Raw genomic sequence first — 24,700 nt, 5'->3', positions numbered from 1 at the left:
CGATGCGAAACACACTCTGCACAACACTGCTTTGCGGCCTCATTAGTTTTCCTACAAGCGCCAGTGATTCCTTTAATTTTCAAGTTGCCACCGGATTCCCGTTTGTTTCCAGCGTCGAGGCCTCGGTGCCACTGCAAGAACGTAACGGCCGAGCTTATTTGAATGCCCGGCTATCCATCGATGCGGGTGCAGCCCTTGGCTACGAGTACGCGCTCGACCCACAACAGCAACATGCCTTAGGCGCTGTAATTGGCTCGATTGGGATCCGCGGCAGAGACTGCAACCAAGAAGATGGCTTTGAACAAGTCGGCTGTGCGTTGACCAGCCTGTTTCGCTCTCGGGTTGATGGTGTAGGCGTAACCTATAGTTTTAACAATAGCGGTTTGAATCAACGCGGATTTCGTGCGCGTGTAGAGGCTGGTCGTGGTAAGCACCTTTCCAGCGGCACCCAACAATGGGTAGCGAACCTGGTAATAGGCTATCAGTTTTAATCACCAAACAGGTCGCCCTGCTCGGGCGGCGGTTGTGCCGGTTTGTTTTTATTGGCCATCTCCGCACGACGTTTACGCATCGCACAGACTTTAATAACCTGACGCTTCACATCCGGCGTCAGTTGAATCCAATACAATCGTTCATCCCGGCTGCGGTAACACCCCAGACAATAGCCCTTGGGGCCTGACTGGCAGACCCCAATGCACGGGCTGGGAATGTCGAAAAACTCAAGCTGTTCCAATCTGACTTACCGCAATTTACGTCGTTCTGACCAATAAAATACCACCGGAATCACAAACAGCGAAATCAAAGGCGCAAACAACATACCGCCCAGCATCGGCGCTGCAATCCGAGCCATCACTTCATGCCCGGCGCCTTGGCTAAACAACAGCGGCAACAAGCTGGCGATAATGGTCAACACCGTCATTGCCTTAGGGCGAATACGCTGCACAGCGCCCTGCAGCACCGCTGCGCGCAGACCCGCTTCCGACCGTTCCGCACACTGTTGCCATGCCTGATTAAGATACAAATACATAACCACACCAAATTCGGCCGCAACACCGGCCAATGCAATCATGCCGACGGCTACGGCTACCGACAGGTTGAATTCCAGTAGCCACAACAGCCACAGGCTGGCGGCCAATGCCAAAGGCAACGTGAACATCACAGTGATAGCCTGCGACCAACGCTGCAAGCTGGCATACAGCAATACCAAACACAACAGCAATGTCATCGGTACGATTTGCAGCAGGCGTTCACTGACCCGTTGCATCGCTTCGTACTGCCCGGACCAACTCAGGGTATAACGTGCCGGTAATGGCATATCCGCCAGCGCCTGTTTGGCGGCAGCGATATACTCACCCGCTGAATTGGCTTGATGCTCGATAAATACCCAGCCGTTTAATCGGGCATTTTCAGACTTGAGCATGGCCGGACCGTCTTTAATTGACAGCGTTGCCACAGCAGACAACGGGATATACACCCCGTTTGCCCCACTTACCGGCAAGTCGCGTAAGTCCTGTAACGTGTCTCGCCAATGGCGCGGCAGACGCAGGTTAATCGGGTAACGTTCGGTACCGGCTACCAAAGTACTGATTTGCTGCCCACCAATGGCGTAGCGCACCACCTCGTGTAGATCATCCACACTCAGTCCATAGCGCGCCAACGCATTCAAATCGGGTTGAATATCCAGATAACGCCCAGCCGCGGTACGCTCGGCAAAAACACTACGGGTCAGGCTCAGGGCTGATAATCGTTGTTCGATTTGCTGGCCAATTTGCTCGATCACCGCCACATCGTCGCCGGCAATTTTTAGCCCCAGCGGCGTCTTGATCCCTGTTGAAAGCATATCGATACGGGTTTTGATGGGCTGCACCCAGGCGTTGGTTAAGCCCGGCAAACGCACCGTGCTATCCAGCTCTGCGATCACGTCATCTAATGTCTTACCTGACCGCCATTGCTCACGCGGTTTAAGCAGGATGGTGGTTTCCAGCATGGTCAGCGGTGCAGGATCGGTGGCAGTTTCGGCGCGTCCGACTTTACCAAACACCTGCGCGACTTCAGGCACCGTTTTAATCAGGCGGTCAGTTTGCTGCAGAATCTGCGCAGCCTTGCCAGCACTGACTGACGGCAAGGTTGTCGGCATATACAACAAGGTGCCTTCATCAATGGTCGGCATAAATTCACTGCCCAAGCGCATCAGCGGATAGGCACTGCTGGCCGCCAGCAATATCGCCACCAATAGCGTTAATACCGGGACTTTCAGCACCCCACGTAGCAGCGGGCGGTACGCCGCAATTAACACGCGTGAAAGCGGATTGCGTGATTCACTGATTATCTTGCCGCGCACTCCATAGCCCATTAGCACAGGCACCAGCGTAATCGCCAGCAATGCGGCAGCCGCCATGGCCAGTGACTTAGTAAGCGCTAACGGGCCGAACAAACGCCCTTCCTGACCACTGAGAGCAAACACCGGGAAGAAGCTTACCGTGATTAGCATCAATGACCAGAACAGTGCCGGGCCCACTTCCGAGCAACTCTCAATCACCAATTGCCAGCGCTGGCGAGTGTCCGGCTGATGTCCATGCTGCTGCTCAAAGGCCTCCAGATGCTTGTGTTGATTTTCCAGCATAACGATAGCGGCATCCACCAGTGCACCAATAGCTATGGCGATACCGCCCAGGCTCATAATATTGGCGCTGATCTCCAGTGCCCACATCACTACCAGTGCACTGAGGATAGCCAGCGGCAAGACGACAATGGCGACCAGTGCGCTACGCAGGTGCAGTAAAAACAACACCAGCACAATCGCCACAAAGGCCATTTCTTCCAGCAGCTTATCGCTTAGGTTATCAATAGTGCGCTGGATAAAATCACTGCGATCATAGGTGGTGATGATTTCCACACCATCCGGTAAGCCGGTTTGTAATTCTTGCAGCCGCTCACGCACCGCCTGAATTACATTACGGGCGTTTTCGGCGCTGCGCATCACGATAATCCCGCCGGTGACTTCACCCTCGCCGTCCAATTCGGCAATACCACGACGCAATGCCGGGCCGGTGCGGATTGTAGCGACGTCTTTGAGTAACAGCGGAATATGCCCGGCATTGGTGCGCCCCAACGGAATTTGCCGGAAATCATCCAGCGAGGCCAGATAGCCCCGAGCGCGGATCATCAGCTCCATTTCACCCTGCTCCAGCACAGAGCCGCCAGTTTCCGCATTGGCCGCTTGCACCGCGCGACGAATATGACTGATATCCAGCTGATATTGCGCCAATTTGAGCGGATCCAGCACAATCTGATAGGTGCGGGTCATGCCACCCACTGTGGCAACTTCGGATACACCGGTTACCGCCTGCAACTCAGGTTTTAAGTACCAGTCCTGCAGACTTTTAAGATCGGCCAAATCCTGTGTACCGCTGCGATCAACCAGCGCATATTGGTAAACCCAGCCCACACCACTGGCATCGGGCCCCAATGCAGGCTGGACGCCATTGGGCAAATCTTTCTGTGCCTGCGACAGATACTCCAGTACCCGCGAGCGGGCCCAGTACATATCCGTGCCATCGGCAAAAATCACGTAGATGTAAGAATCACCAAAAAACGAATACCCTCTGACTGTGTTGGCTCCCGGCACCGCCATCAACGCGCGGCTTAGCGGGTAGGTAATTTGTTGTTCCACCAATTCCGGAGACTGGCCCGGATAGGCGGTTTTGATAATGACCTGTACATCGGACAGATCCGGAATAGCATCCACGGTGACGTGGCGAATGGCCTGAACACCCGCCACCGCCAATACCAGACTGAGCAGCAGCACCAGAATACGCTGCTGCACCGCCGTTTGAATAATTCGGGCTATCATGCTGCGCTCCTAGTGCTGATGCGCGCCGGCAACACGCGGGAGGCTGCCTGTTAAACTGGCTTCCGAGTCGATGAGAAACTGCCCTGAGGTCACAATTTGCTCACCTTCTGCCAATCCGGACAGAATTTCGACCCGTCCCCGGGTTTGCATGCCGGTTTCAACCTGGCGGATCTCAAAGGTCTCGTGGTCTGTTTTCACGACCACACGATTGACATGCTCAGTGGAGAGCAGCGCCTGGGCTGGAATGTGCAATACATCGCGCTTCGGCCCGCCGTAGATGACTACTTTGGCATTCATACCCGGCTTAACTCGTCCCAGCGGATTTTGCAGGGTAAGCCGTACCTTGAGGCTACGGGTCACGGCATCCAGTTGTGGGTAGATATAATCAATGCTGGCCTCGGCATGATGGACGCCAATCGGATCCAGATGAATTTCAGCCGGTTTACCAATCTTCAGCCAGTCAAATTGCGACTCAAACACATCGGCTATCACCCACAAATGGGTAAGATCGGCGATGGCGACAATTTCCATGTCCGGTTTTACATACATGCCATCACGCACATTAAGTTTGGTTACCACACCGTCACGATCCGCATAAAAAGGCACGCTGTAGGTGCTTTTACCGCGTTTTTCGAGACTCTCAATCACTGCATCGGACATACCAAGCAAGGTCAGGCGACGTCGGGCTTGCTGAAATAGCGGGGAGTTTTTATCCAGTTTAGAACGCAGCACCTGCAGGTAATCGTCCTGGGCAACCACCAAATCCGGTGAATACAGGGTATAGAGTAACTCGCCTTGCTTAACGGTTTGCCCTTCGGTCGCCACATGCAGTTTTTCGATCCAGCCGGAAACCCGCGGGTGTACATGGCTGATATCCGCTTCATCGAACGTGACTACGCCCAATGTCTCGATGTACTTCCACAGGGTACCGCGCGCTACCGGTTCAGAGACCAGATTCATCGCCTGTTGCATGGCACCGGATACGCTGACACTGGGATGCTCGCTGTGAGACTGCACCACGTTGCGCGGCTCTAAATCCATGCCACATATCGGACAGGTACCCGGCTCGTCTCGCACAATATGGCTGTGCATCGGGCAAACATATCGGGTTGCGGTAGTTTGTTGGCGTAACGCCTCTGGCTCCGGTGGCAACGTGGTGTTCAGCTCGGCCTGCATGGCATGAGACGCGTGTTCATGGTGTGGGTCATTGGCCGATTGTTGGGCGACTAGCCAGGGTGAATACACCAGCCAAATCAGGATAAATAACGTTCGAAATTGCATAAAACCTCCGCTCAAAAATGCGGACAAATTAAAGAAAAATTGGATAAATCAGGGCGTAATCAGGCCAGGCTGGGTGGCCGCAGGAGGTCGTGCTGGTTGGCAGGTAATAAGTCAGAACCGGCTTTTAAATAGGGTTGACCAGAAAAGTCATCATGCCATAGCAGGGAGTTGCTAAGTGTTGCGTGGGCAACAGTAGAGCAATCGCAGCAGTCACCTGAACAGCTATGGGTGTCACCATCACAACAATCAGCTGCACTGGTAAGCATGGCCTGACTGGGCTCTGGCTGAGGGTCACAACAATCATGCTTGCTGTGCTGTTGGTCGCTGGTCATATCCATGGCGGGCATAGCATGAGACGTGGGCGAGCTTTCACTATCGCCATGGTGAACACGCATTGCCGCCTGCCCGGGAGTCATCCATCCCAGGGTCATACAAAGCAGGAGCAAGGTCACCAGTTGTTTCATCTACGCTGCCATTTACGATAATTAGGCTTAATAATGGCATGATAAAGCAATACAAAGCCAGTAAAAACAAAGAGCCAGGCGGCAAGCGCAAGGGTTATCAGCAGCGGATTATTAAAATCCTCCCGTTCTTCAAAATCGAGAATATGCAGCATCCAGAAAAAGTCATATACGCGCCATAAATCGCTGCGCACAGACAGCACTTGCCCTGAAATAGGGTTGAGATAAAAACTGGTATGGATGGCATCATTAAAATCCGCGCGATATAACGGCAGCGCCAAGCCCCCTACCTCGCGGGGCACCTCACCTAGTTGGGTTAAGGTTGTACTATCCCCTGCCCCGATATACTGAGATTGCACAATGTGCGAGAGCTCTGTGGAGGTTAGCGGATGTAAACCTCGACCCTGTTGATCAAACCAAATGGTGCGCCCTTGTCGGGTTTGCACTTCGAGAATAGGTTCCTGATCACGCAGCAGCCAGCGCATAGTGATGATATTCAGTTGACTCAGGTTTTGAGGGAGCGCCGGGAGCGTCTCCGGTAACGCCGGACGAGTAATCAAATGTTGTCCACGCACCATGTCGATGGGAATGATGCTCATCACCACGCCACCACTGATCCAAAGCATTACCTGTATGCCGACAAACAGGCCGATCCATTTATGCCACTTACGCCATTTGTTCATATTTTTTGTGCGTATCCGTTCATTTACCGCAAATTCTGCCGTAATCGCAGAGAAAATTGTAAACATTTATCTTTGTGCGGTTGATTCAGTCTGCCAGATGGGGTTTGATGCCAGACTAGCGTCTGCGAACCGCACGGTTCGACCATAACTACAACACAGACACACAGGGGATATTGATGTCTAAGCATTTTGTAAAAACCGCGTTGGCGACAGCGATTCTGCTGGCGACCACTGCCTGTACCGATTCATCCAACGTACAAACTTCAGCCTCAACCGAAGCCGCCGTAGCTGCCGCCCAACCTGAGCTGGGTACCTGGGGTGTGGATTTAACCGCGCAAAAGCCAGCGGTTAAACCCGGTGATAACTTCTTTGAATACATGAATGGTACCTGGCTGGACAACTTTGTGATGCCAGCCGATCGTACTAATTTTGGTGCCTTCACAGTCTTGGCTGAACGCTCGCGCGATCAGGTAAAAACCGTCATCGACGAAGTGTCATCTGGCGATTACCCGCAAGGTTCAGTTGAGCAAAAAATTGGTGACTACTACGCCAGCTATATGGATGTAGAGTCTGTTAACGCCAAAGGGATTAACCCAATTAAGCCACTGTTGGATCAGATCCAATCCATCAGCAATATCGACGAGTTAACCCGTGCCTTTGGTATGGCGGGTAAAGAAAGCATGGTCTCGCCAGTAGTTAGCTGGATTGGTATCGATCGTATTGACCCGGATGCCTACACCGTTAACGTCGCGTTAGGCGGAATGGGCTTACCAGACCGTGACTATTACCTGTCGGATGAAGAGCGCTATGTAAATATTCGCGCCGAATATCAGAAACATATCGCACAAATGCTGGGCTTTGCCGGTATCGACGATGCAGACGCCAAAGCAGCAGCGATTCTCGCGCTGGAAACCAAGCTGGCGGAATACCAGGCTCCACGCGATGAGCGTCGCAACCGCGATAAAACCTACAACCCAACCAGCTATGCTGACCTGAAGGCCAATTACGCTGGCTTTGACTGGGATACCTACTTTGGCGTAGCCGGCATCAACAAAATTGACGAGCTCAACGTTTACCTGCCAGCGCCGCTGCAAGGTGCCATTGAGATGGTCAACACTATCCCACTGGATACCTGGAAAGCCCATTTGGCTTATCACACCATCAGCAATCATGCCGGGATTCTGTCAGAAGAAATCGATCAGGCGAATTTTGCTTTCTTTGGCACCACACTGCGTGGCCAGCAAGAGCAACAAGCCCGTTGGAAACGCGGTGTAGCGCGTGTTGGCGGCCTGGATGCACTGGGTGAAGCGATTGGTCAGGTATACGTAAAACGTCACTTCCCGGCTGAAGCCAAAACTGAAATGAAGCAACTGGTTGAGAACCTGCGCACCGCACTGGGTCAGCGCATCGATCAGCTTAGCTGGATGACTGATGCCACCAAAGAAGAAGCACGCAAGAAGCTGGCGTCTTTCAACCCGAAAATCGGTTATCCGGATGAGTGGAAAGACTTGTCTGGTCTGGAGATCGTGGAAGGCGATTTATATACCAACGCCAAGAATGTGGATTACTACAACTACCAGGATCAGCTTGATCGCCTGACCAAGAAAACTGATCGCAACGAATGGTTTATGACGCCACAAACGGTGAACGCTTACTACAACAGTTCGTTCAACGAAATCGTCTTCCCTGCGGCAATTTTACAGCCTCCGTTCTTTGACCTGCATGCAGATCCTGCGGTGAACTACGGCGGTATCGGTGCGGTTATCGGCCACGAAATGGGCCACGGCTTTGACGATCAGGGTTCTAAATCTGACTGGCAGGGTGTACAGCGTAACTGGTGGACAGACGAAGACCGTGCGGCCTTCGAGAAGCTGACGACTAAGCTGGGCGCGCAATACAACCAGTATGAAGCAGTGCCTGGTGGCTTTGTTGACGGTAACTTCACCATGGGCGAGAACATTGGTGACTTAGGTGGTCTGGCTATGGCTTATCACGCTTACAAACTGTCACTGAATGGCGAAGAAGCGCCAATCATTGATGGCCTGACAGGTGACCAACGCTTCTTTATGGCGTGGGCACAGGTATGGAAACGTAAGTACACCGAAGATGAACTGCGTACCCGTCTGAAAACCGATCCGCATTCACCGTCTGAGTACCGTGTAAACGGTATCGTACGTAACATGGATGAGTGGTACAAAGCTTTCAACATCAGCAAAGATGATGCCTTATATCTGCCACCAGAAGAGCGTGTCGCTATCTGGTAAGACAGACTCGCTAAGATATTAAAAAAGCGCCTTCGGGCGCTTTTTTTTCTGCTTTAAATCGTTAGCTGTTGGTTTGTAATTGCTGTTTTAACGCTTTGGCAGCCAGCGCATATCCACCGGCGGCACCGTCTAAAAAATGCATGTGAGCGGTTTCGTAGTCATCAATCATGCAGGTAATCAAGGCATGTCGGCTGGCATGGAGGCCATAAGCCAGTGTTCCTGCCTGCGCCTCCTCTTCCAGAGCTTGCACCAATTGCTGGCGTTGCTCGGGCGTCACGGCAACGATCATCCGTAAAATGTCGTCATATTTTCGAAAATCGCTGTTCTGCACCAATCGGCCTTTATACAGGCCCCACTTGCCTTCACCCGCGAGCTTCTGACGCCACATTAACCATTTCCCAGCCACAGCCAGCCACAACAATTTCAACCGGTAACCCAGACTGCCATCCTCTGTGCCAAAGGTACGTATAGCGGTTTCGTATCTTAGTTTGCTGGCTTGCAGAGTCAGTGTCAGCGATTCCTCCCGCAGCGGATGATAGTCCTGTTCGTCACCCAAAATCATTTGAATGGCGCTCATCACGCGTTTGTAGGTCGCTTCATGTAACACGTGATCACCTTTAGCCTGCACTAGTAACGCGATGGTTTCACCCTTGGGACTGGGCACTTCATTCCAGCGACATTCAAACCCGCTGAAATCCGCATGAGCGGGTTCGCCCGGCGCAATAAGATAGGGATTGTTGTCGCTGGGTGCTTTGATCAGCGCATCGGCGTAACTGATCCCGCCTCCACTGAACATCGCCTGCTCAAAACCCGCCGATGCAGTAAATTTCGCCACCAATACATCGAAACCCGCCTCACGGATTTTCTCAATCGGCACACTGCCCGCCCGTAAGCCCAAGGCAAAATCAGTCTGTGCAAGTTGCTGACAAGCCAATAATGCGGAAGTTACCTGAGGCAAAACAGCCTCCGGTACACAAAAAGTGGCGCCGTCACCGCCAAAGATAAACGGTATCTTTAACGGCTTAACCGCGTTCAGAACTGCCACGATACACGCGCCACCGAGCGCGTTTACGGCTTTATAGCGGCCAGCTTCGATAGCACGGGTTGAGCCCTGAATATCAGCAACCACCACATGCCAGTGCGCAGGCAACCGGGTGTAATGCTCGGTCGACGCAAACTCGGAGAAATCATCGAATGCAGGTAAACGCTGATAAAAGTCTTTGTTGGCAAAGGCGTATGAGTGAGACAAGACGTATCCTCTGGGTTAACACCCCACCCCAGCACTATGTTTGAGAAGTGGTTTGGCGAGTTATGACATTAACAGCTAGCTGTTTAACTTACCAATTCTCGCTCTGACCACGTCCCGAATAGTCAGCAACTCCTAAACAATCCAGCGGGCCAAAGAAAGCAGACTAGTCAACTGATTAGACGTGGATTTTGTCGCTCCATGAATAGCTCCGGCTGCAAAACACAGCGCCAAGGTATCTGCGCGGCCAGCAATATGCTTGATTCTACCCAGAGTCTGACGGCGGTGCCCGTTGGCATGCAAATCAGCGAGGCGCGCTTCGCGGGCCAGTTCTTCTGAGTCAACCAATGGCTGCCCTAATAACCACATAATCATGATGCCTCCCCTCCGGTTAAACTTGCCCAACTGCGCGAAAAACCGATTTGACTGATCACTCTGCGCATCAGATTCCACAAGCCCAGCAAGATGGCAGCGTTAATCAACATAATGCCGAGCCCGATACTCCACCAGGCCAATCCTGCGTTTAGCAAGGCTGCGCCGATGGAGAGATTCAGTGTTATCCAGATAACGCTGCCAACGATGACCATACCCAACGCGAGGCAAAACCCAACCGCGACAGCACGCAGACTCAATTGCCATTCTTTCCCGAGTAAGTTCACCCGCAGCGCCCATTTACGCTGCTCGGCCTGCAACAACTGCGCAGCAACTGTCACCAGTTGCTGCGCTTCATCGGTCAGTGACGGATTATTTTCCTGCCAGTCTGCCTGTTGCATGATTTAGCCTTTACGACGCAGGAAGCTGGTCAACAGCATGCCTGCTGCAAACGCGATACCAGCGGTCGCCAGCGGATTACGTTTGGCAAACATACGTACTTCAGATTGGCGCCAGGCGGTTTGAATCTGTTGCTGTTTCTCACTCAACGCCTCTGCACCGGCATGCAACGAATCACGCATTTTTTCTTCTGCGCTGCCCGCCTTATCGGCCAAGGTATCCACGCCAGAATGCATGGCATTCTGGGCTTTATCGGTCAGTGGGTGATTATGAGAGTTGCCACGTTTTTTTGCGTCCTGAGCCGCAGTTTGAGCTGATGTCGAAGCCATAAGGTCCTCCTGATAACGACAAGGTAATGTGCATTTGCACGCTTATTTCTCTTGTCGCAAGCCCTGTGCCACACATCAAAAAACCATAACCAATTGATATAAATATAGTTTTTAAAATCTCCCGATTAACCATTCACATCGCGGTACGAAAATTTTGCCAATCGGGGCAAACTTTACCGACAACGCTTAACGGCTGGCTTTGGCATGGCCGACGTAGTGATGCAAACCTGATCCCCGTAATAGTTGTCCCGATAATTACACTGCACGGGCGTCTGGGCAGGTTGGCGGCTGATAAAAAACAATTTGTCGATGAATGCTTGCATGAATATCACTCCTGTTACTTGATAGGAGCAGTATCATGCAGCCAGATAAATCAGAAAATCAGGATTACTTAATCAGTACGTGCAATTTATTTGAATCACAAACGTGGGACACAAAAAAGGCGGTAGTGACCGCCTTTGTTCCGCTATTCGGGTAGTTCACATTTAAGCAGCCGCTGCTTAAACAACTTCATTAATACTTCAATATTACTCACGCCTGCGTAATTGAGCCGGGTTACGAAGGCAATCTTACGGTGCGGCCCTGGCTCATTCAGATGGCGGGCGGTAAGCTCCGAGTTATCTGTCATCAGTTGATCCAGCGCCATTTGCGGAACCAGCGTCGCCCCCATGCGACAGGCGACCATTTGCAGTAGCGTGTATAAGCTGGTACCCGACAGACTGTCTTCCTGATGTGACTGCAACTTGCAGGCATCCAGCGCGTGTTCTTTCAGGCAATGACCATCCTTGAGCAGAAGTAATTTAATATGTTCAAGATTTCGGGCATCCACCTCACGCATCAGTTCTGCTTCGTCCGCTTTGTGCATCACCCAGAAGAAATCTTCCTGCCAGAACTCAAACGCGTGTAACCCGTCAATGGGGTACGGCAAGGCGATAATCGCCGTGTCAATTTCGCCAGATTTCACTTTATCTACCAGCACCTGAGACTGCTCTTCGATAATCGTCAGCTTAAAATCCGGATATTGCTCGCGCACAGCAGGTAACACTTTTGGCAACAGATAGGGCCCGATGGTTGGGATAACACCTACTGACATCGGATAGCTAAGCGGCTTTTTCAGGCTGTTGGATAGCTGATGCAACTCATCCACCTGTACCTGAATCAAACGCGCTTTATCCAGCACCTGCTGGCCGATGGGTGTGACCAATACCCGTTTGTTGTCCCGTTCAAATATTTGTAAGCCCAGTTGGTTTTCCATTTCGGAAATAGCCGAACTTAATGCCGATTGAGATACATTGCAGCTATCGGCGGCATTTTTGAAGTGACGGGTCTTTTCAACCGCCAGTGCATATTGAATTTGTTTAATTGAAATCATTTTCGCTGCTTTACCGACTTTCCTGACTGCGGCCAGTGTCTACCAGAATCAACCTACAGTAAATCTGAACGTATGAATCACTTCATTCGGAAATTTCGATTAACCGTAGCTAATTGTAATTATTAGCTTTTTTGGGTAATTGCAAATAACAAGCAGAACAGAATTGATTTAAGTCAACAAAGAGAGTTAGAATTTTCAGAAATTTCTGAAAATACAAAATTAACTGACTATGCAAAGCAAAAACGATATCGAATCTTTAGTGATGCACTTTGGCGAAATGGGCAGTCGCTGGGGCTTTAATCGCACGGTTGGCCAAATGTTGGCGCTGATCGTGTTAACCGAGCAACCACTGAATGCCGACCAGATTGCTGCCAGCCTGGGCGTGTCCAGAGGCAACGTCAGTATGGGCATTAAGGAATTGCAGAGCTGGCGACTCATCCGCACTCAAAGCCAGCCCGGCGATCGCAAAGACTATTTTGTGCCCAACGGCAGCATTTGGGATCTTGCCATGCAGGTCATGATCGAACGCCGCAAACGGGAAATGGACCCCACACTATCCATGTTACGCAGCCATATCATGCAGGCGGACAGCGACGACCAAAGTTATGCCCTCAGTCAGATGCAACAAATCCATGATTTATTAGAAATGTTTGGTCGGTGGTTTGATGACATGCAAAAGCTCAATCCCAATCAATTACAAAGCCTGCTTAAACTCGGCTCCAGCGTTGGCAAAGTGCTGGACATGAAAGACAGATTATTCGGTTCCAAAGACTAGTGGCGTAAACACGCCGGAGTACACCATGATCGACACCCTGATACTTTCGCGCATTCAGTTTGGCGCGAATATTAGTTTCCATATTTTGTTTCCCACCATCAGCATCGCACTGGCCTGGTTTCTGTTTTATTTCAAAGTACGCTACGACCTCTCCAAACACCCTGTTTGGATGCGGATCTACCGTTTCTGGGTGAAAATTTTTGCGCTGACCTTTGCCCTAGGCGTTGTCAGTGGCATTACCATGTCCTTCCAGTTTGGCACTAACTGGCCGGGCTTTATGGAAAAGGTCGGCAATATTGCTGGCCCCCTGCTCGGTTATGAGGTGCTATCGGCATTTTTCCTCGAGGCCACCTTCCTCGGTGCCATGTTATTTGGCATGAAACGTCTACCCTCCTGGTTTCATACGCTTGCCACCCTGATGGTGGCGCTGGGCACCAGCTTGTCTGCGTTTTGGATTATCGCGTTAAACAGCTGGATGCATACCCCAACCGGCTATGAAATGATTGACGGTGTGGCCCACGCAAAAGATTGGTGGGCGATTATCTTTAATCCATCCATGCCTTATCGTCTGGTGCATATGTTGCTGGCATCCGGGTTAACCGCCAGCTTTTTAATTGCCGGCGTATCCGCCTACCGCTTGTTGCGCGGAGATGAAAAGCGCGCCCCAAGGGTAGCGCTGCGCATCGCCAGTTATGCCGCTGCAATCCTGATCCCGTTACAAATTTTCGTCGGCGATTTGCACGGCCTGAATACCTTTGAACACCAACCGCAAAAAGTCGCGGCCATGGAAGGCGTATGGGAAACCGAACAAGGCGTGCCCTTGTTGTTATTTGCCTGGCCGGATGAACAGCAAAGAACCAATCATTTCGAGGTTGCCATCCCCCACGGTGCCAGTTTAATTCTGACTCATGAGTGGGATGGGGAAATTCGTGGACTGAATGAATTTGAGCATCACCCTCCGGTCAAACCGGTCTTTTTCGGGTTCCGCATTATGGTCGCAGTGGGCATGCTGATGTTACTAGTCAGTTGGGCGGCCGCGCTCCCGCTGTTAAAACGCCGCTATCCGTCACCTTGGTTACTCAAAGTCATGGTGGGCATGACGTTCTCCGGCTGGTTGGCCACGCTGGCCGGCTGGTATGTGACTGAAATTGGCCGCCAACCCTGGTTGGTCACCGGCATACTCAGCACGGAACAGGCCGTCACCACGATTGCCCCGACCAATGTCGGTGTATCGCTGATCATGTACCTGACCATCTACGCCATACTGCTGGTCGCCTATTTACAAACCGTATTTTACATGGCCAGAAAGGCGGTCAAGGTGGAAGAGTTTGACCGTCTGCGCGAAACACCTGCTGAGCACATCAATCAATATAATGAGGTTCTGTCATGAGCGCCTATTTACCTGAAATTTTCCTCGGTCTGATGGGCCTGGCGGTATTGGTTTACGCCATTCTGGATGGCTACGATTTGGGCGTAGGCTTGTTGCTGCCCGCCCACGACAGAAAATGGCGCGACGATATGATTGCTTCCATCGGCCCATTCTGGGATGCCAATGAAACCTGGCTGGTGCTGGCCATCGGCTTGTTACTGATTGCTTTCCCTGCCGCCCATAGTCTGGTGTTGCGCGAGCTTTATTTCCCGGTGGCAATCATGCTGATTGGGTTGATTCTGCGCGGTGTGGCATTCGACTTTCGCGCCAAGGCACTAACTCATTACCAAAACCTGTGGGATGCACTGTTCAAGCTAGGTTCCTTGCTGGCGTCCGCCAGTCAGGGTTTTGGCCTTGGTCTCTATGTCATGGGCTTCGCCCATACACCGGCAGCCTACGGTTTTGCACTGCTAAGTGCAGTGTGTGTTACCGCAGCGTACGCTTATATAGGTGGGGCTTGGCTGGTTTTAAAAACCACTGGCGAGCTGCAAAAATATGCGGCCTATAAGGCGCGTCGTGCGGGTTGGCTAGTCATGCTGGGGGTCGGCGCAATTTCGATCACCAATCCGCTGATAAGCCCGGACGTGGCAGCTCGCTGGTTGACAATGCCGAACGCAATACTGCTCGCCCCCATTCCGGTTCTATGTGTGATTTTGCTACTGATTACCGACCGCTATTTACGCCGGGTGCCGCATCACGATGACTTCGGCTGTTGGATCCCCTTCACAGCGGTAGCCAGCCTGTTTACCCTGTGTTTGATTGGCCTGGCATACAGTTATTTTCCCTATGTGGTTCCAGGCATCCTGACCGCGCAACAGGCCGCCAGCGCAACGGAATCGCTGCAATTTATTGGCTGGGGTGTGTTAGTGGTGTTTCCGGTGATTCTTGGTTACACCGCGCTGTCTTACTGGATTTTTCGCGGCAAAAGTCAGGATTTGCATTACTACTAGTTAATCATTGAACAGCTGTGTGGACGGCTCGTACCACACAGCATTCACGCTTTACCAGTAAACTCAGGTCAAGGTGCGTAAGCCCGATGTTCTGCAACGCGTTGCCCCTATTTGAAAAGGTATAAAGTGCAGATATTTTCGGTCAAATACCTTTGCGTAACGGATGCAGACAGGCACACTGAGTAAAACATTCAGGGATTCCACATGTCACGTCCTATACTCATCAGCTTTTGCAGCCTGTTGCTGGCCGCCTGTAACACCACCCCGACACAACCTGACGAAGCGCCAAAGCGCAGCGTATATACCATGCAATCCGATGGCACAGTGCCAGCACGGCAGCAGAATTTGCAGGTCAAACACGCTGATTTACGTTTTAAAGTCTTCCCACAGAGCAAGTCCATATCAGGCACCAGCACACTAACACTGGTTAGCGATGTGCCAAAAACTGAAATCTCTGTGGATCTGGATGCGCTGTTTACCATCGAAAGCGTTGCGCTTAATGGCGTCAACCTCGCCGCAGACGCCTATCGCAACCCTGAAGGTGAATTGATCATTAACCTTCCACAGGCGCAATCCGGCGAATTTCAAATTGCAGTGAGTTATCACGGTGTGCCCCGTGAGGCAGTTCGCGCCCCCTGGGACGGTGGTTTTGTGTGGAGTAAAACCGCAGATGGACAGGACTGGATCGCCACGGCGGTGCAAGGCGAAGGTTGCGACTTATTCTGGGCCTGTATCGATCGACCACAGGGCGAACCGCAATCGCTGGACATGCATATAAGCGTACCGGCCAACCTGACAGCCGCTGCCAATGGCGTATTCAAAGGCAGCACTGACGAGGGAGATTACAAGGTTTATCACTGGCATTCGGACACCCCACAAAACACCTATGGCGTAGCCCTGAATATCGCACCTTATGCTCTGATAACCGAGACGCACCAAAGTATTTACGGCAATCAGATCCCGGTGCATTACTACCACTTACCGCAAAATGCTGAACCCGCCAAAGCACTGGTGGAGGAAATGCACAGCATGCTCGACTTCTTTGAGCGGGTGTTCGGTCCATACCCATTCGCGGCAGATAAAATGGGCATTGCGGAGACTCCTCACCTGGGTATGGAGCACCAAAGCATCAATGCCTACGGCAATGAATACCGCAAAGATCCCTACGGTTTTGACTGGTTGTTGCAACATGAGTTTGCTCACGAGTGGTTCGCCAACCAGTTAACCAATAAGAATGCCGACGATATGTGGTTGCATGAAGGTTTTGGCGCCTATATGCAACCGCTATATGCGGAGTATCTGCATGGCAATATGGCTTATATGGCGTATCTGTTTAAGCAGCGCAGCACTATCAGCAATCATTCCCCACTGGTATCACACAAACCTATGGCGGTTGAAGAAGTCTACAGCCCGGAAACTGGCCCGGGGGGTGATATTTATGTCAAAGGCTCACTGGTACTGCATAGCTTGCGGCAGCTGATGGGGGATGAAAAGTTCTTCCGCGCGGTACGTGAGTTAACCTATGGCACAGCGACTCCACAACCGGGCAATTTTGCTCCGCTGTTGCGCAGTACTGATGACTTCGTACAGATCGTCAATCGGGTAATGGGCAAGGATTTACGCTGGTTCTTTGATGTGTACGTGTTTAATGCGCCATTGCCACATTTGAATCAGCAGCGTGACAGCTCGGCGCTGACATTAGCCTGGCAGACACAAAATGACCTGCCGTTCCCTATGCCACTCGAGGTGAGTATTAATGGTAAGGTGAGTACCCTGAATCTACCTGCAACGTTGAATGTAACGTTGGCGGATGTGGTGATTATCGACCCATTCAGTAAAGTGCTCAAAGCAGAAAGCCGGGTAGATAACTATCAGACATGGATGCAGGCACAGCAGGCCAAACAGCAAAAGCCTTAATCCCGATGTTCAGCCCGTTGCTCTTTGGCAGCGGGCAAATCATTGCACAAAGCGCAATAAATATTGCGTTTGTAGTTATAGGCGCGGGTCAGGCTAAAGATCACCGTCGATATCACGCCCCAAAACGCGCCAAACTCCAGGCTATATTCCAACGAATGTCCCTTTAAAAACTGAATCAGCGCAAATACCGGGCTAATGATGATTAACATCAACAACGCCTGACGTAACCAGCGCGCCCATGGCGCATCCCTTAACCACATGGTGCTTCTCCATCGAATGAGTCATTGTGCAGTCTACGCTAATTCTCAGACATAAAAAAAGCGTGGTTAAACCACGCTTTTTTCAAACTAATTCAATCAGGCCGCAATGCTGCCTACGATGGCTTCGATGGACTGACTCGCTTGTTGTAAAGCTGTCTCCGCCAATCCCATATTCAGCCCTTCAGCATAAACAAATTCCACATCACGAATACCGATAAAGCCAAACACGTCTTTGAGGTATTTTGATTGGGTATCCATACTGGTTCCCACATATTGGCCTCCGCGCGCCGCGGTAATGACCACTTTTTTACCCTCCAGCAGGCCAGCCGGACCCGTTTCAGTGTAACGGAAGGTCACGCCGGCTCTGGCAATACGGTCGATCCAGGCTTTGAATACCGACGGCACGCCAAAGTTGTACATCGGCATACCAACGACGATGACATCATGGGCTTTAAGCTCCGCAATCAGCTGATCAGATAACCCTGCCAACGCGCGCTGCTCAGCGCTGCGTTCTTCGGCAGGCGTCATCCAGGCTTGCATTTCCTCACTCGCCAGATGTGGCAGGCCCATCGCCACTAAATCACGCTGGGTTACGGTAACGCCAGGATGGGTAGTACGCAGCTTTTCAACAAACTCTGCAGCCAGTTTGGCAGAATTACCCGCCGCGCCATTCAGGGAAGAATTAATCACTAATACGTTTTGCATGACCACACCTCTGTTGTGCAACAAACTTCAATGCACACAGTTTAATTCTAAAAATGCAAAATAAAATACGTAATAAATACACACTACATTCTAAATATTAGAATTATCCAGCAGGCTACATAGCTGTAGCAACGCAGGTTGGCGAGATTGGCATTTAACATCTACCGTTTAACAGCTATCAACCATAAGGAAATCAATATGTTAAAGTTAAAGCGTGTACTCACCTGCCTGGCTATGCTGCTGTTTCTTGGCCAACTGAGCGCCTGTGCCACCGTAAAGGGCATGGGAGAGGATATTGAAACCGCTGGCGAAAAAGTGCAGGAAGCGGCAGATAATTAATTTGGATCGGTTGTCGGCGGGCGCCCGCAGCGCCACCTCACAAAACGCCCAAACTTGTTTTGCTATGCCCTGCGTTAACCCCTACAATCCGCGCAATTAGTAACCACTATTCTTTTTATCTGAGTGACAGGTCGTTGAACAAATCCGAATTTATCCAAATCCGCAAATTTATCGTTAAGCTCGGCAAAATGTTGCACAAATACGGTACGCCCGCATTTCGTCTGGAAGCTTACCTAAGCGAAGTTGCGGCCTTTTTGGGGGTTCGCGCCTCGTTTATTTCCACGCCAACGGCCTTAACATTTGTTATCTGGAGCGACCGTCACGAGGACGAATATAATCACGCAGCGCGTTTATTGCCGGGTGATTTGGATATGAATGCGCTGTCGCTGACCGATGAACTGGCCAGTCAGTTATTGGCTGGTGAAGTGTCGCTGGAAGAAGCGGATGCCCGGTTAGATGAAATTGACCAGATGGGCAGTCCCTACGGGAAGACGGTGACCTGTCTGGCGTTTGGTTTATCTACCGGTGCCTTTGCGATGCTGATGGGGGCGAGTTGGCCGGAAATTTTGTGGTCAGGACTGCTTGGGTTTATCGCCTATATCTGGACCTTGTGGGCGCAATACAGCCGGCGGGTAAACCTGATGCTTGAGCCGGTTACATCGTTCGTCGCCGGTTTCGCCGCATGTGCTATCAGCCACTATCTTGATCCGGGTATTAACATCCCACTTATTGTGCTGTCCTCGGTGATTATATTGGTACCAGGTCTGGCACTTACCATGGGGCTGGCGGAATTATCGTCACGCAATATGGTGTCCGGCACCGCACGGGTGATGGATGCCTTAATGCAGTTATTCAAATTGTACTTTGGCGGCTTTCTCGGCATCTCAGCCGGATTCGCTTTGTTCGGTGCCAACGAATATGTTCCCGCCCAATCTTTGCCGTTTTGGGCAACCTGGTTAGCCGTGGCGCTACTTTGCCTTGGCCTGGTCGCGATCTTCCGAACCCGCGCTAAGCATATCCTGTGGGCGATGTTATCTGCCTTTATCGCCTACGGTACCGCGACCTGGAGCGGCCTGTATATGACCGCTGGATTGGGTGCGTTCGCCGGCGCCTTTGCGCTAGGAGTGTTTGCCAATTTATTCACCCGTATTGCCAATCAGCCTTCCACCATCGTGGCGATGCATGGCTTGATTGTGCTGGTACCCGGCTCAAAAACCTATATTGGCCTCAATTCATTTGTGTCCGGACAGGATTTAGTGCAATCAGACCATTTGGGTCAGGAAGTATTCCTGATTTTCATGTCACTGGTGGCTGGGCTGATATTTGCCAACGTGGTGATGCCAACGAAAAAAGCGCTGTAATTTAATTCACTGTATTACATCGCTTTTTATTGCGTGATTGACTAGGCTACAAATTAAACATAACAGGGATGAAGTGGTTCCCATACGGAGTGGAAATCCAATGAAATTCCAGCATATATTAGCCATTGTTAGCCTACTGTTTACCAATATCTGTAACGCGGAACTTATCCGCGGTTCCGGCCGCGGATCAACAACCAGTACCAGTCCACAGGCTCTTTATTTACTTGATGACACGCTGATAAATTCTGCGGGGCTGGTCAGCGATTTTGCCTCGGCAATAGAATATGAAAGTTATACGACAGGTCTGACTGATGCCAATCCGGCGCCGGAAGGTTGCTATTTTTACTCTCAGGATTGGGACGATGACGCGGAATGGGCGCAATACTACACCCCCTGTTATTACCAATTCACTTTAGGCCAACGCCTCCAGTTCGAAGGCTTTTCTCAAATACACTTTAATCAGGCGCTTAGCAGCGCAACCTGGCGACTCAGCCAGGGGTCGCAATACTGGATTTTTGCAAGCGAGATCATTGATGGGATTGCCACACTTGATGTGCCAATGCCCGCAGATCTGAGGCCCGGGCAATATTCCATATCCCTCAACACCAGTTACAGTGCGGGTGATAATCGCAGTTTTTTCCACGTTTATACTCGCGACGAGATCGAATGTAATGACGAACTCTACGCTGAAGGATTATGCGGTTATCGAGGCAGTGCGAGCCAGTCAATTGGGTTCAGTGGCTACAGTGAGTCAGTGTTAATTTTACCGGTTAATGAAGCACCGGTCGTTTTACTCTTTGCCCTGAGTGGCTGGGTGTTCCGGCGTCAACAGCGTAATCGCCAGTTGCTTCTGGTGCGCTAATTCCCTGTCTAAAAAGGCCATCATATCGGTAATTTCCGGATCACTCAGATAAGGTGCCAGCAACGGATCCATTTTTGTCCACCATTCCCGCCAGCCATGCTTCAGCGCGCTGTTAAGTTCTGTAATCATGGTTGGCTTATCGCCCTGCAACGCGGCGATTCGTGCGGCAGTATAATCAACAAAGCTATCCACCTTACCACTGGTTTTGGCTTCCTTTACTTGTTGCTTACATTGGCTAATGATTTGCGCAGCCTTATTATCTTGCCTCTGCTGAAACGCCCAGGCGATTTCCAGTGCCGGGCTGCACATCGGCATCGCGTATTGTTCGGCATCAGTGAATTGCCCATTAAGTTCAGTTAATAACTGAACCGCACGAGCACGCTCCCCCACTAAACTATGATACCAGGCAGCCTCAAACTGTACCCATGGCTCGCCTGGATTAGCCGCCAAATTAAATTCTTGCTCAGCAATAAAGTCGCGGTATTTGCCTTCTATCAGGAGGTTTGAAGACTGCCAGGACGGCTCATCACTAACTTGCTGAGCAAGCTCTGTCAGACCCAACGAATACAAGATAATCAGGTAATTATCCCTAAACTGCGGATTTTGCGGAGACTGCTGCCAGATTCGCTGACGGTAAACGGCGCTTTGCGCCAAATCTCCGCGCATTAACGCCACATTGGCTAGCCCTTCAATACCCATCGGAGAGTCTGGAAAATCTTTACTTAGCTGTTCAAATTGCCTGGTAGCCTCATCTAGTTGGCCACGCACCATCAACTCCCATCCCAGGTTGTAGCTGGTTGCAATAGAAACAGGATCCAACTCATGGGCCTGTTGCAATGACACTAGTGCATCTGCATAGTGGCCAAGTTGGTTTTGGGCCTGAAATCGCCACATATAGGCATTGGCGAGACTCGGATTTAATTCAATGGCCTTGTTAAGAGCATCAATGGCAGCCAGTGGGTCATTAGACAACAACCACATGGTATGCCCGCGCACGGCGTGCGCTTCGGCTAATTCTGGTGCACGTAGCAGAGCTGCATCCAATTTTTCATTTGCAAGCCGTAAGGCCACGTCAGGCTGTAGCACGCCAAATGTATTAGGTGTGTCCGCCAACATCACCACACTGTCAGCTTCTGCCGCGTAGGCTAATGCGTACTCAGGATCCATTGCAATGGCCTGCCGGAATAAGTCACGTGCAACCTGCATATCTGCGGCGGTTTGTTTACGATATGCTGCCCGGCCCTGTAAATAGAGCAAATACGCATCGGAAGCAGCGGTTTTTTGGGATGCCTGTAAACTCCCTGGCGCCAGATACTGATCTTGCAGCAGATTTAATACACTTCGTGCGATGTCTTCCTGCACCTGAAACACATCATTTAATTGCCGATCAAATGTGTCGCTCCACAACACTTTGCTACTGATTGGATCTAATAACTCGGCATAGACCCTCAGCTTAGACCCCGTCAAGCGAACATTGCCATTGAGTAGTATATCCGCCTGCAAACGATGGGCGATATCAACAGGGAGCAGACTTTGTTGCTGTAGAGCAAACACAGAGGAGCTGGACAATACTTTAAGCGCAGGTTCCTGTCCGAGCATCTGGCTAAGCGTTTCACTCATTCCTTGTGCCAGATAGAGTTGCTCCTGATTTTGACTCACATCCCGGAATGACAGTACCGCAATACTTCTGGCTGTAAGCTGTTTGGATAAACCCTCAGCCTGTTTGTTGATCGACGACTGGAGTGACTGGTAATACTGGAACCCAACAACACCAGACAGGCCAATAATCATCATCAACCACAACCAATGCCGTAATCTCAGTGGCCGAATTGTGCCGTCTGATTCCTCAACCTGACGAATGCCATCCAAACCAAAATCATAATACCAGGATAAATAGGCAACCAGCGGGATGGAAAACAACAGAATCAAGCCAAAGATGGCTGATGCAGTCTGGGAGAAATGCAACATGGGTTGCAACACACTGGCAACTTGCAACAGCAACCAGACAACTCCCAAGTAGGGTAATAAAGTTTGAAATACCCGGCGGCGGCGTAACTCAGACAAAAAGCGCTTTAACATGAGTCTCTTTCCAATCTGACTGATTAAACACGCGGAGCGAAATAATTTATCTGCCTGCGCTATCCATCTGTAACTTGTTGATAATCATAATAGTAGTGCTTTAAATGCAAGGACATTCGAAAATCAAAGTGCGCCTTTTGCACCAATCAAAAATCGCCTATTACATTGCATGCCACGCTAACGCTATTTTGCCCTGTCAAACTTTCTAGCTGAATGCCCCCAAAAACTTTTGTAAGAACTCTTGATGCGAAGGAGAGGAAGTAATCGCCATTTTTTGAACTGACTGGATTTTACTCAGGACTTCGTGACTTTGTTCAATCCCCATATGTCGGACAATCGTTGGCAAATCTTGAGGAAGAGACTCCATGCCATACAATATCGCCGCATAATTTGTGGCACGAAATATCAGGCCAGCATTTAGGAAATCGGAATCAGTAGGCGCTTTGTGCTTCCACAACTGCAATAGCTCATTGAGATCACCTGAACGAGCCATATTAGTTTGTATATCCTGCCAAAATGGCGTGTCATGGCGCTTGGTCAAAACGTAATGCAACACTATAAAGTCAACCGTCTGATCGAATAGGTTGTTCAGTACTGCGTTATATTTGTCCCTCGCGGCATCGCTATCTTCAAGCACCAGATAATCGGTCAGGAATCGCAAACTCATTTCAATAAAATACAAGCCTGTGGACTCAAGTGGTTCGATGAAACCCTGAGCTAAACCGATTGAGACACAATTTCCGACCCAAGCCCGATCCTGACGACCGACACGAGTAGTGAAATGGTTCACTCCTTGTTCGTCACCTAACCCGAATACCTGACGAAATTCAGCTTCGGCTTCCATTTCTGATAAATGTTGACTGGAATAGACGTAACCAAGTCCTTTACGACTTTGCAAATCGATGTCAAACGTCCAGCCAGAACGCCTCGCAGTTGCGGTGGTATAGGGTTTGGGTACGAACTTGTCGCTTTGTGGTACTCGTGCAGTAACAGCCTTGTCGCAGAACAATTTGTCGCTGTAAGAAATAAACGTAGCACCTAGCGCAGATGCCAGAATGGAACGGAATCCGCTGCAATCAATGAACAAATCCCCTTCCACTTGCTGGCCAGATGCTAATCGCACCGAACCTATGATCCCGTCTTGATGATTAACGTCGGTCACGTGGTCACAAATATGCTTTACCCCACGTTTTACGGATACATCACGCAGGAAATGAGCAAACTTAATCGCATCTAAATGATATCCATAAGGAACCGGTGCGCGATATTGGCTATCGTGCATTAACTTGGGTGATTTTTCCGCTGCAGCGAGAATCCCCTGCACCCCCATAAAGCGATCAAACCGTGGAGGTGTGGCAGATTTAAATTTCAGATTCAACCAATGGTTAATTACCCCTTCAGGCGCTATTGGCGCGATGTCTTCAAAGGGGTGAAAATACTGATCCTTGGGATCATCTCCAATCTGCCAGTGTTTAAATAGAATTCCGTGTTTTAGCGTGGCATCAGTTGCCACCATAAATTCACCTTCTGACAAATCGCAGGCTTCCAAGAAACCGCGCAAGGTGTGTACCGTTGCCTCGCCAACCCCAATCGTCGGTACATCTGCTGACTCAATTAACGTGACTTCAAACTGACTGTTGTTACCGAATACATGATTCAGATAACACGCAGTCATCCAGCCAGCGGAACCACCTCCGACTATAACAACGCGGCTTTTTTTCATATAGACTCACCTTCAGATGCCATCAGCTAAGCGCGGGAAT

At 50.6% G+C, this 24,700-nt stretch carries 24 protein-coding genes; 9 read left to right on the top strand and 15 right to left on the bottom strand.

Annotated features, from left to right (window positions below; genetic code table 11):
* Positions 1-125 precede the first annotated feature (125 nt).
* Positions 126-491, top strand: a complete 366-nt coding sequence (locus TK45_RS12740; RefSeq protein WP_131259209.1) for a hypothetical protein — start codon at positions 126-128, stop codon at positions 489-491.
* On the opposite strand, the gene TK45_RS12735 is transcribed toward TK45_RS12740, so the two are convergent.
* The 5 genes from TK45_RS12735 to TK45_RS12715 are packed head-to-tail and all read right to left on the bottom strand — an operon-like array spanning position 488 to position 6,278.
* A complete protein-coding gene (locus tag TK45_RS12735) occupies positions 488-733 on the bottom strand; it encodes a DUF1289 domain-containing protein (protein ID WP_131259208.1) in 246 nt (81 codons plus the stop codon). The two genes, TK45_RS12740 and TK45_RS12735, sit on opposite strands and share 4 nt — an antisense overlap.
* Positions 734-739: 6 nt before the next feature.
* Positions 740-3,853 carry an efflux RND transporter permease subunit gene (locus tag TK45_RS12730; protein WP_131259207.1) on the bottom strand — a complete coding sequence of 1,038 codons (3,114 nt, stop codon included), beginning with the start codon at positions 3,851-3,853 and terminating at the stop codon, positions 740-742.
* Positions 3,854-3,862: 9 nt separating this feature from the next.
* A complete protein-coding gene (locus tag TK45_RS12725; protein WP_131259206.1) occupies positions 3,863-5,134 on the bottom strand; it encodes an efflux RND transporter periplasmic adaptor subunit in 1,272 nt (423 codons plus the stop codon).
* 59 nt (positions 5,135-5,193) lie between these two features.
* The gene (locus tag TK45_RS12720; RefSeq protein WP_131259205.1) at positions 5,194-5,598 is read right to left on the bottom strand and encodes a hypothetical protein; all 405 of its coding nucleotides are present in this window, start codon (positions 5,596-5,598) and stop codon (positions 5,194-5,196) included.
* The gene (locus tag TK45_RS12715; RefSeq protein WP_165490781.1) at positions 5,595-6,278 is read right to left on the bottom strand and encodes a PepSY domain-containing protein; all 684 of its coding nucleotides are present in this window, start codon (positions 6,276-6,278) and stop codon (positions 5,595-5,597) included. Before TK45_RS12715 ends, TK45_RS12720 begins: the two co-directional genes overlap by 4 nt.
* 176 nt (positions 6,279-6,454) lie before the next feature.
* Here TK45_RS12715 and TK45_RS12710 point away from each other — a divergent pair, with 176 nt between their 5' ends.
* Positions 6,455-8,542 (top strand): M13 family metallopeptidase, encoded by a 2,088-nt coding sequence (locus tag TK45_RS12710; protein ID WP_131259203.1) that lies wholly within the window; start codon positions 6,455-6,457, stop codon positions 8,540-8,542.
* A gap of 61 nt (positions 8,543-8,603) precedes the next feature.
* Here the strand turns inward: TK45_RS12710 and TK45_RS12705 are convergent, their stop codons facing one another.
* From TK45_RS12705 to TK45_RS12685, 6 genes are all read right to left on the bottom strand, one after another.
* The gene (locus TK45_RS12705; RefSeq protein WP_131259202.1) at positions 8,604-9,791 is read right to left on the bottom strand and encodes a DUF3095 domain-containing protein; all 1,188 of its coding nucleotides are present in this window, start codon (positions 9,789-9,791) and stop codon (positions 8,604-8,606) included.
* 132 nt (positions 9,792-9,923) lie between these two features.
* A complete protein-coding gene (locus tag TK45_RS12700) occupies positions 9,924-10,163 on the bottom strand; it encodes a hypothetical protein (RefSeq protein ID WP_131259201.1) in 240 nt (79 codons plus the stop codon).
* Positions 10,160-10,561, bottom strand: a complete 402-nt coding sequence (locus tag TK45_RS12695) for a hypothetical protein (protein WP_131259200.1) — start codon at positions 10,559-10,561, stop codon at positions 10,160-10,162. Before TK45_RS12695 ends, TK45_RS12700 begins: the two co-directional genes overlap by 4 nt.
* 3 nt (positions 10,562-10,564) lie before the next feature.
* The gene (locus TK45_RS12690; RefSeq protein WP_131259199.1) at positions 10,565-10,888 is read right to left on the bottom strand and encodes a DUF883 domain-containing protein; all 324 of its coding nucleotides are present in this window, start codon (positions 10,886-10,888) and stop codon (positions 10,565-10,567) included.
* 173 nt (positions 10,889-11,061) lie between these two features.
* Positions 11,062-11,211, bottom strand: a complete 150-nt coding sequence (locus TK45_RS16250) for a hypothetical protein (protein WP_165490780.1) — start codon at positions 11,209-11,211, stop codon at positions 11,062-11,064.
* Between the two features lie 143 nt (positions 11,212-11,354).
* The gene (locus TK45_RS12685) at positions 11,355-12,260 is read right to left on the bottom strand and encodes a hydrogen peroxide-inducible genes activator (RefSeq protein ID WP_131259198.1); all 906 of its coding nucleotides are present in this window, start codon (positions 12,258-12,260) and stop codon (positions 11,355-11,357) included.
* Between the two features lie 229 nt (positions 12,261-12,489).
* On the opposite strand from TK45_RS12685, the gene TK45_RS12680 reads away from it, so the two are divergent.
* The 4 genes from TK45_RS12680 (at position 12,490) to TK45_RS12665 (ending at position 17,331) form a co-directional block, all read left to right on the top strand.
* A complete protein-coding gene (locus TK45_RS12680; RefSeq protein WP_131259197.1) occupies positions 12,490-13,035 on the top strand; it encodes a GbsR/MarR family transcriptional regulator in 546 nt (181 codons plus the stop codon).
* Positions 13,036-13,060: 25 nt separating this feature from the next.
* Entirely contained in the window at positions 13,061-14,425 is a 1,365-nt protein-coding gene (locus TK45_RS12675) for a cytochrome ubiquinol oxidase subunit I (protein ID WP_131259196.1), read from the top strand.
* Positions 14,422-15,414, top strand: coding sequence for a cytochrome d ubiquinol oxidase subunit II (locus tag TK45_RS12670; RefSeq protein WP_131259195.1), 993 nt, complete (start codon positions 14,422-14,424; stop codon positions 15,412-15,414). The genes TK45_RS12675 and TK45_RS12670 overlap by 4 nt, the downstream gene beginning before the upstream one ends.
* Positions 15,415-15,618: 204 nt before the next feature.
* Positions 15,619-17,331, top strand: coding sequence for a M1 family metallopeptidase (locus TK45_RS12665; RefSeq protein ID WP_131259194.1), 1,713 nt, complete (start codon positions 15,619-15,621; stop codon positions 17,329-17,331).
* On the opposite strand, the gene TK45_RS12660 is transcribed toward TK45_RS12665, so the two are convergent.
* Positions 17,328-17,591, bottom strand: a complete 264-nt coding sequence (locus TK45_RS12660; protein WP_131259193.1) for a hypothetical protein — start codon at positions 17,589-17,591, stop codon at positions 17,328-17,330. The two genes, TK45_RS12665 and TK45_RS12660, sit on opposite strands and share 4 nt — an antisense overlap.
* A gap of 96 nt (positions 17,592-17,687) precedes the next feature.
* The gene (locus tag TK45_RS12655) at positions 17,688-18,296 is read right to left on the bottom strand and encodes an FMN-dependent NADH-azoreductase (protein ID WP_131259192.1); all 609 of its coding nucleotides are present in this window, start codon (positions 18,294-18,296) and stop codon (positions 17,688-17,690) included.
* Positions 18,297-18,494: 198 nt separating this feature from the next.
* Between TK45_RS12655 and TK45_RS12650 the strand changes: the two genes are divergently transcribed.
* From TK45_RS12650 to TK45_RS12640, 3 genes are all read left to right on the top strand, one after another.
* On the top strand, positions 18,495-18,635 hold the full coding sequence (locus tag TK45_RS12650; RefSeq protein ID WP_131259191.1) for an entericidin A/B family lipoprotein: 141 nt from the start codon (positions 18,495-18,497) through the stop codon (positions 18,633-18,635).
* Positions 18,636-18,769: 134 nt separating this feature from the next.
* Complete coding sequence (locus TK45_RS12645) at positions 18,770-19,996, top strand: threonine/serine exporter ThrE family protein (protein ID WP_131259190.1); 1,227 nt, start codon at positions 18,770-18,772, stop codon at positions 19,994-19,996.
* A gap of 100 nt (positions 19,997-20,096) precedes the next feature.
* On the top strand, positions 20,097-20,858 hold the full coding sequence (locus TK45_RS12640; RefSeq protein ID WP_131259189.1) for a hypothetical protein: 762 nt from the start codon (positions 20,097-20,099) through the stop codon (positions 20,856-20,858).
* Here the strand turns inward: TK45_RS12640 and TK45_RS12635 are convergent.
* Positions 20,787-22,937 (bottom strand): tetratricopeptide repeat protein, encoded by a 2,151-nt coding sequence (locus tag TK45_RS12635; protein WP_131259188.1) that lies wholly within the window; start codon positions 22,935-22,937, stop codon positions 20,787-20,789. The two genes, TK45_RS12640 and TK45_RS12635, sit on opposite strands and share 72 nt — an antisense overlap.
* A 205-nt stretch (positions 22,938-23,142) precedes the next feature.
* Positions 23,143-24,660, bottom strand: coding sequence for a tryptophan halogenase family protein (locus TK45_RS12630; RefSeq protein ID WP_131259187.1), 1,518 nt, complete (start codon positions 24,658-24,660; stop codon positions 23,143-23,145).
* Between the last annotated feature and the right edge of the window lie 40 nt (positions 24,661-24,700).

The organism is Bowmanella sp. JS7-9, from assembly GCF_004329715.1.
Taxonomy (GTDB): domain Bacteria; phylum Pseudomonadota; class Gammaproteobacteria; order Enterobacterales; family Alteromonadaceae; genus Pseudobowmanella; species Pseudobowmanella zhangzhouensis.
This window is presented reverse-complemented; position numbering and strand designations above follow the sequence as displayed.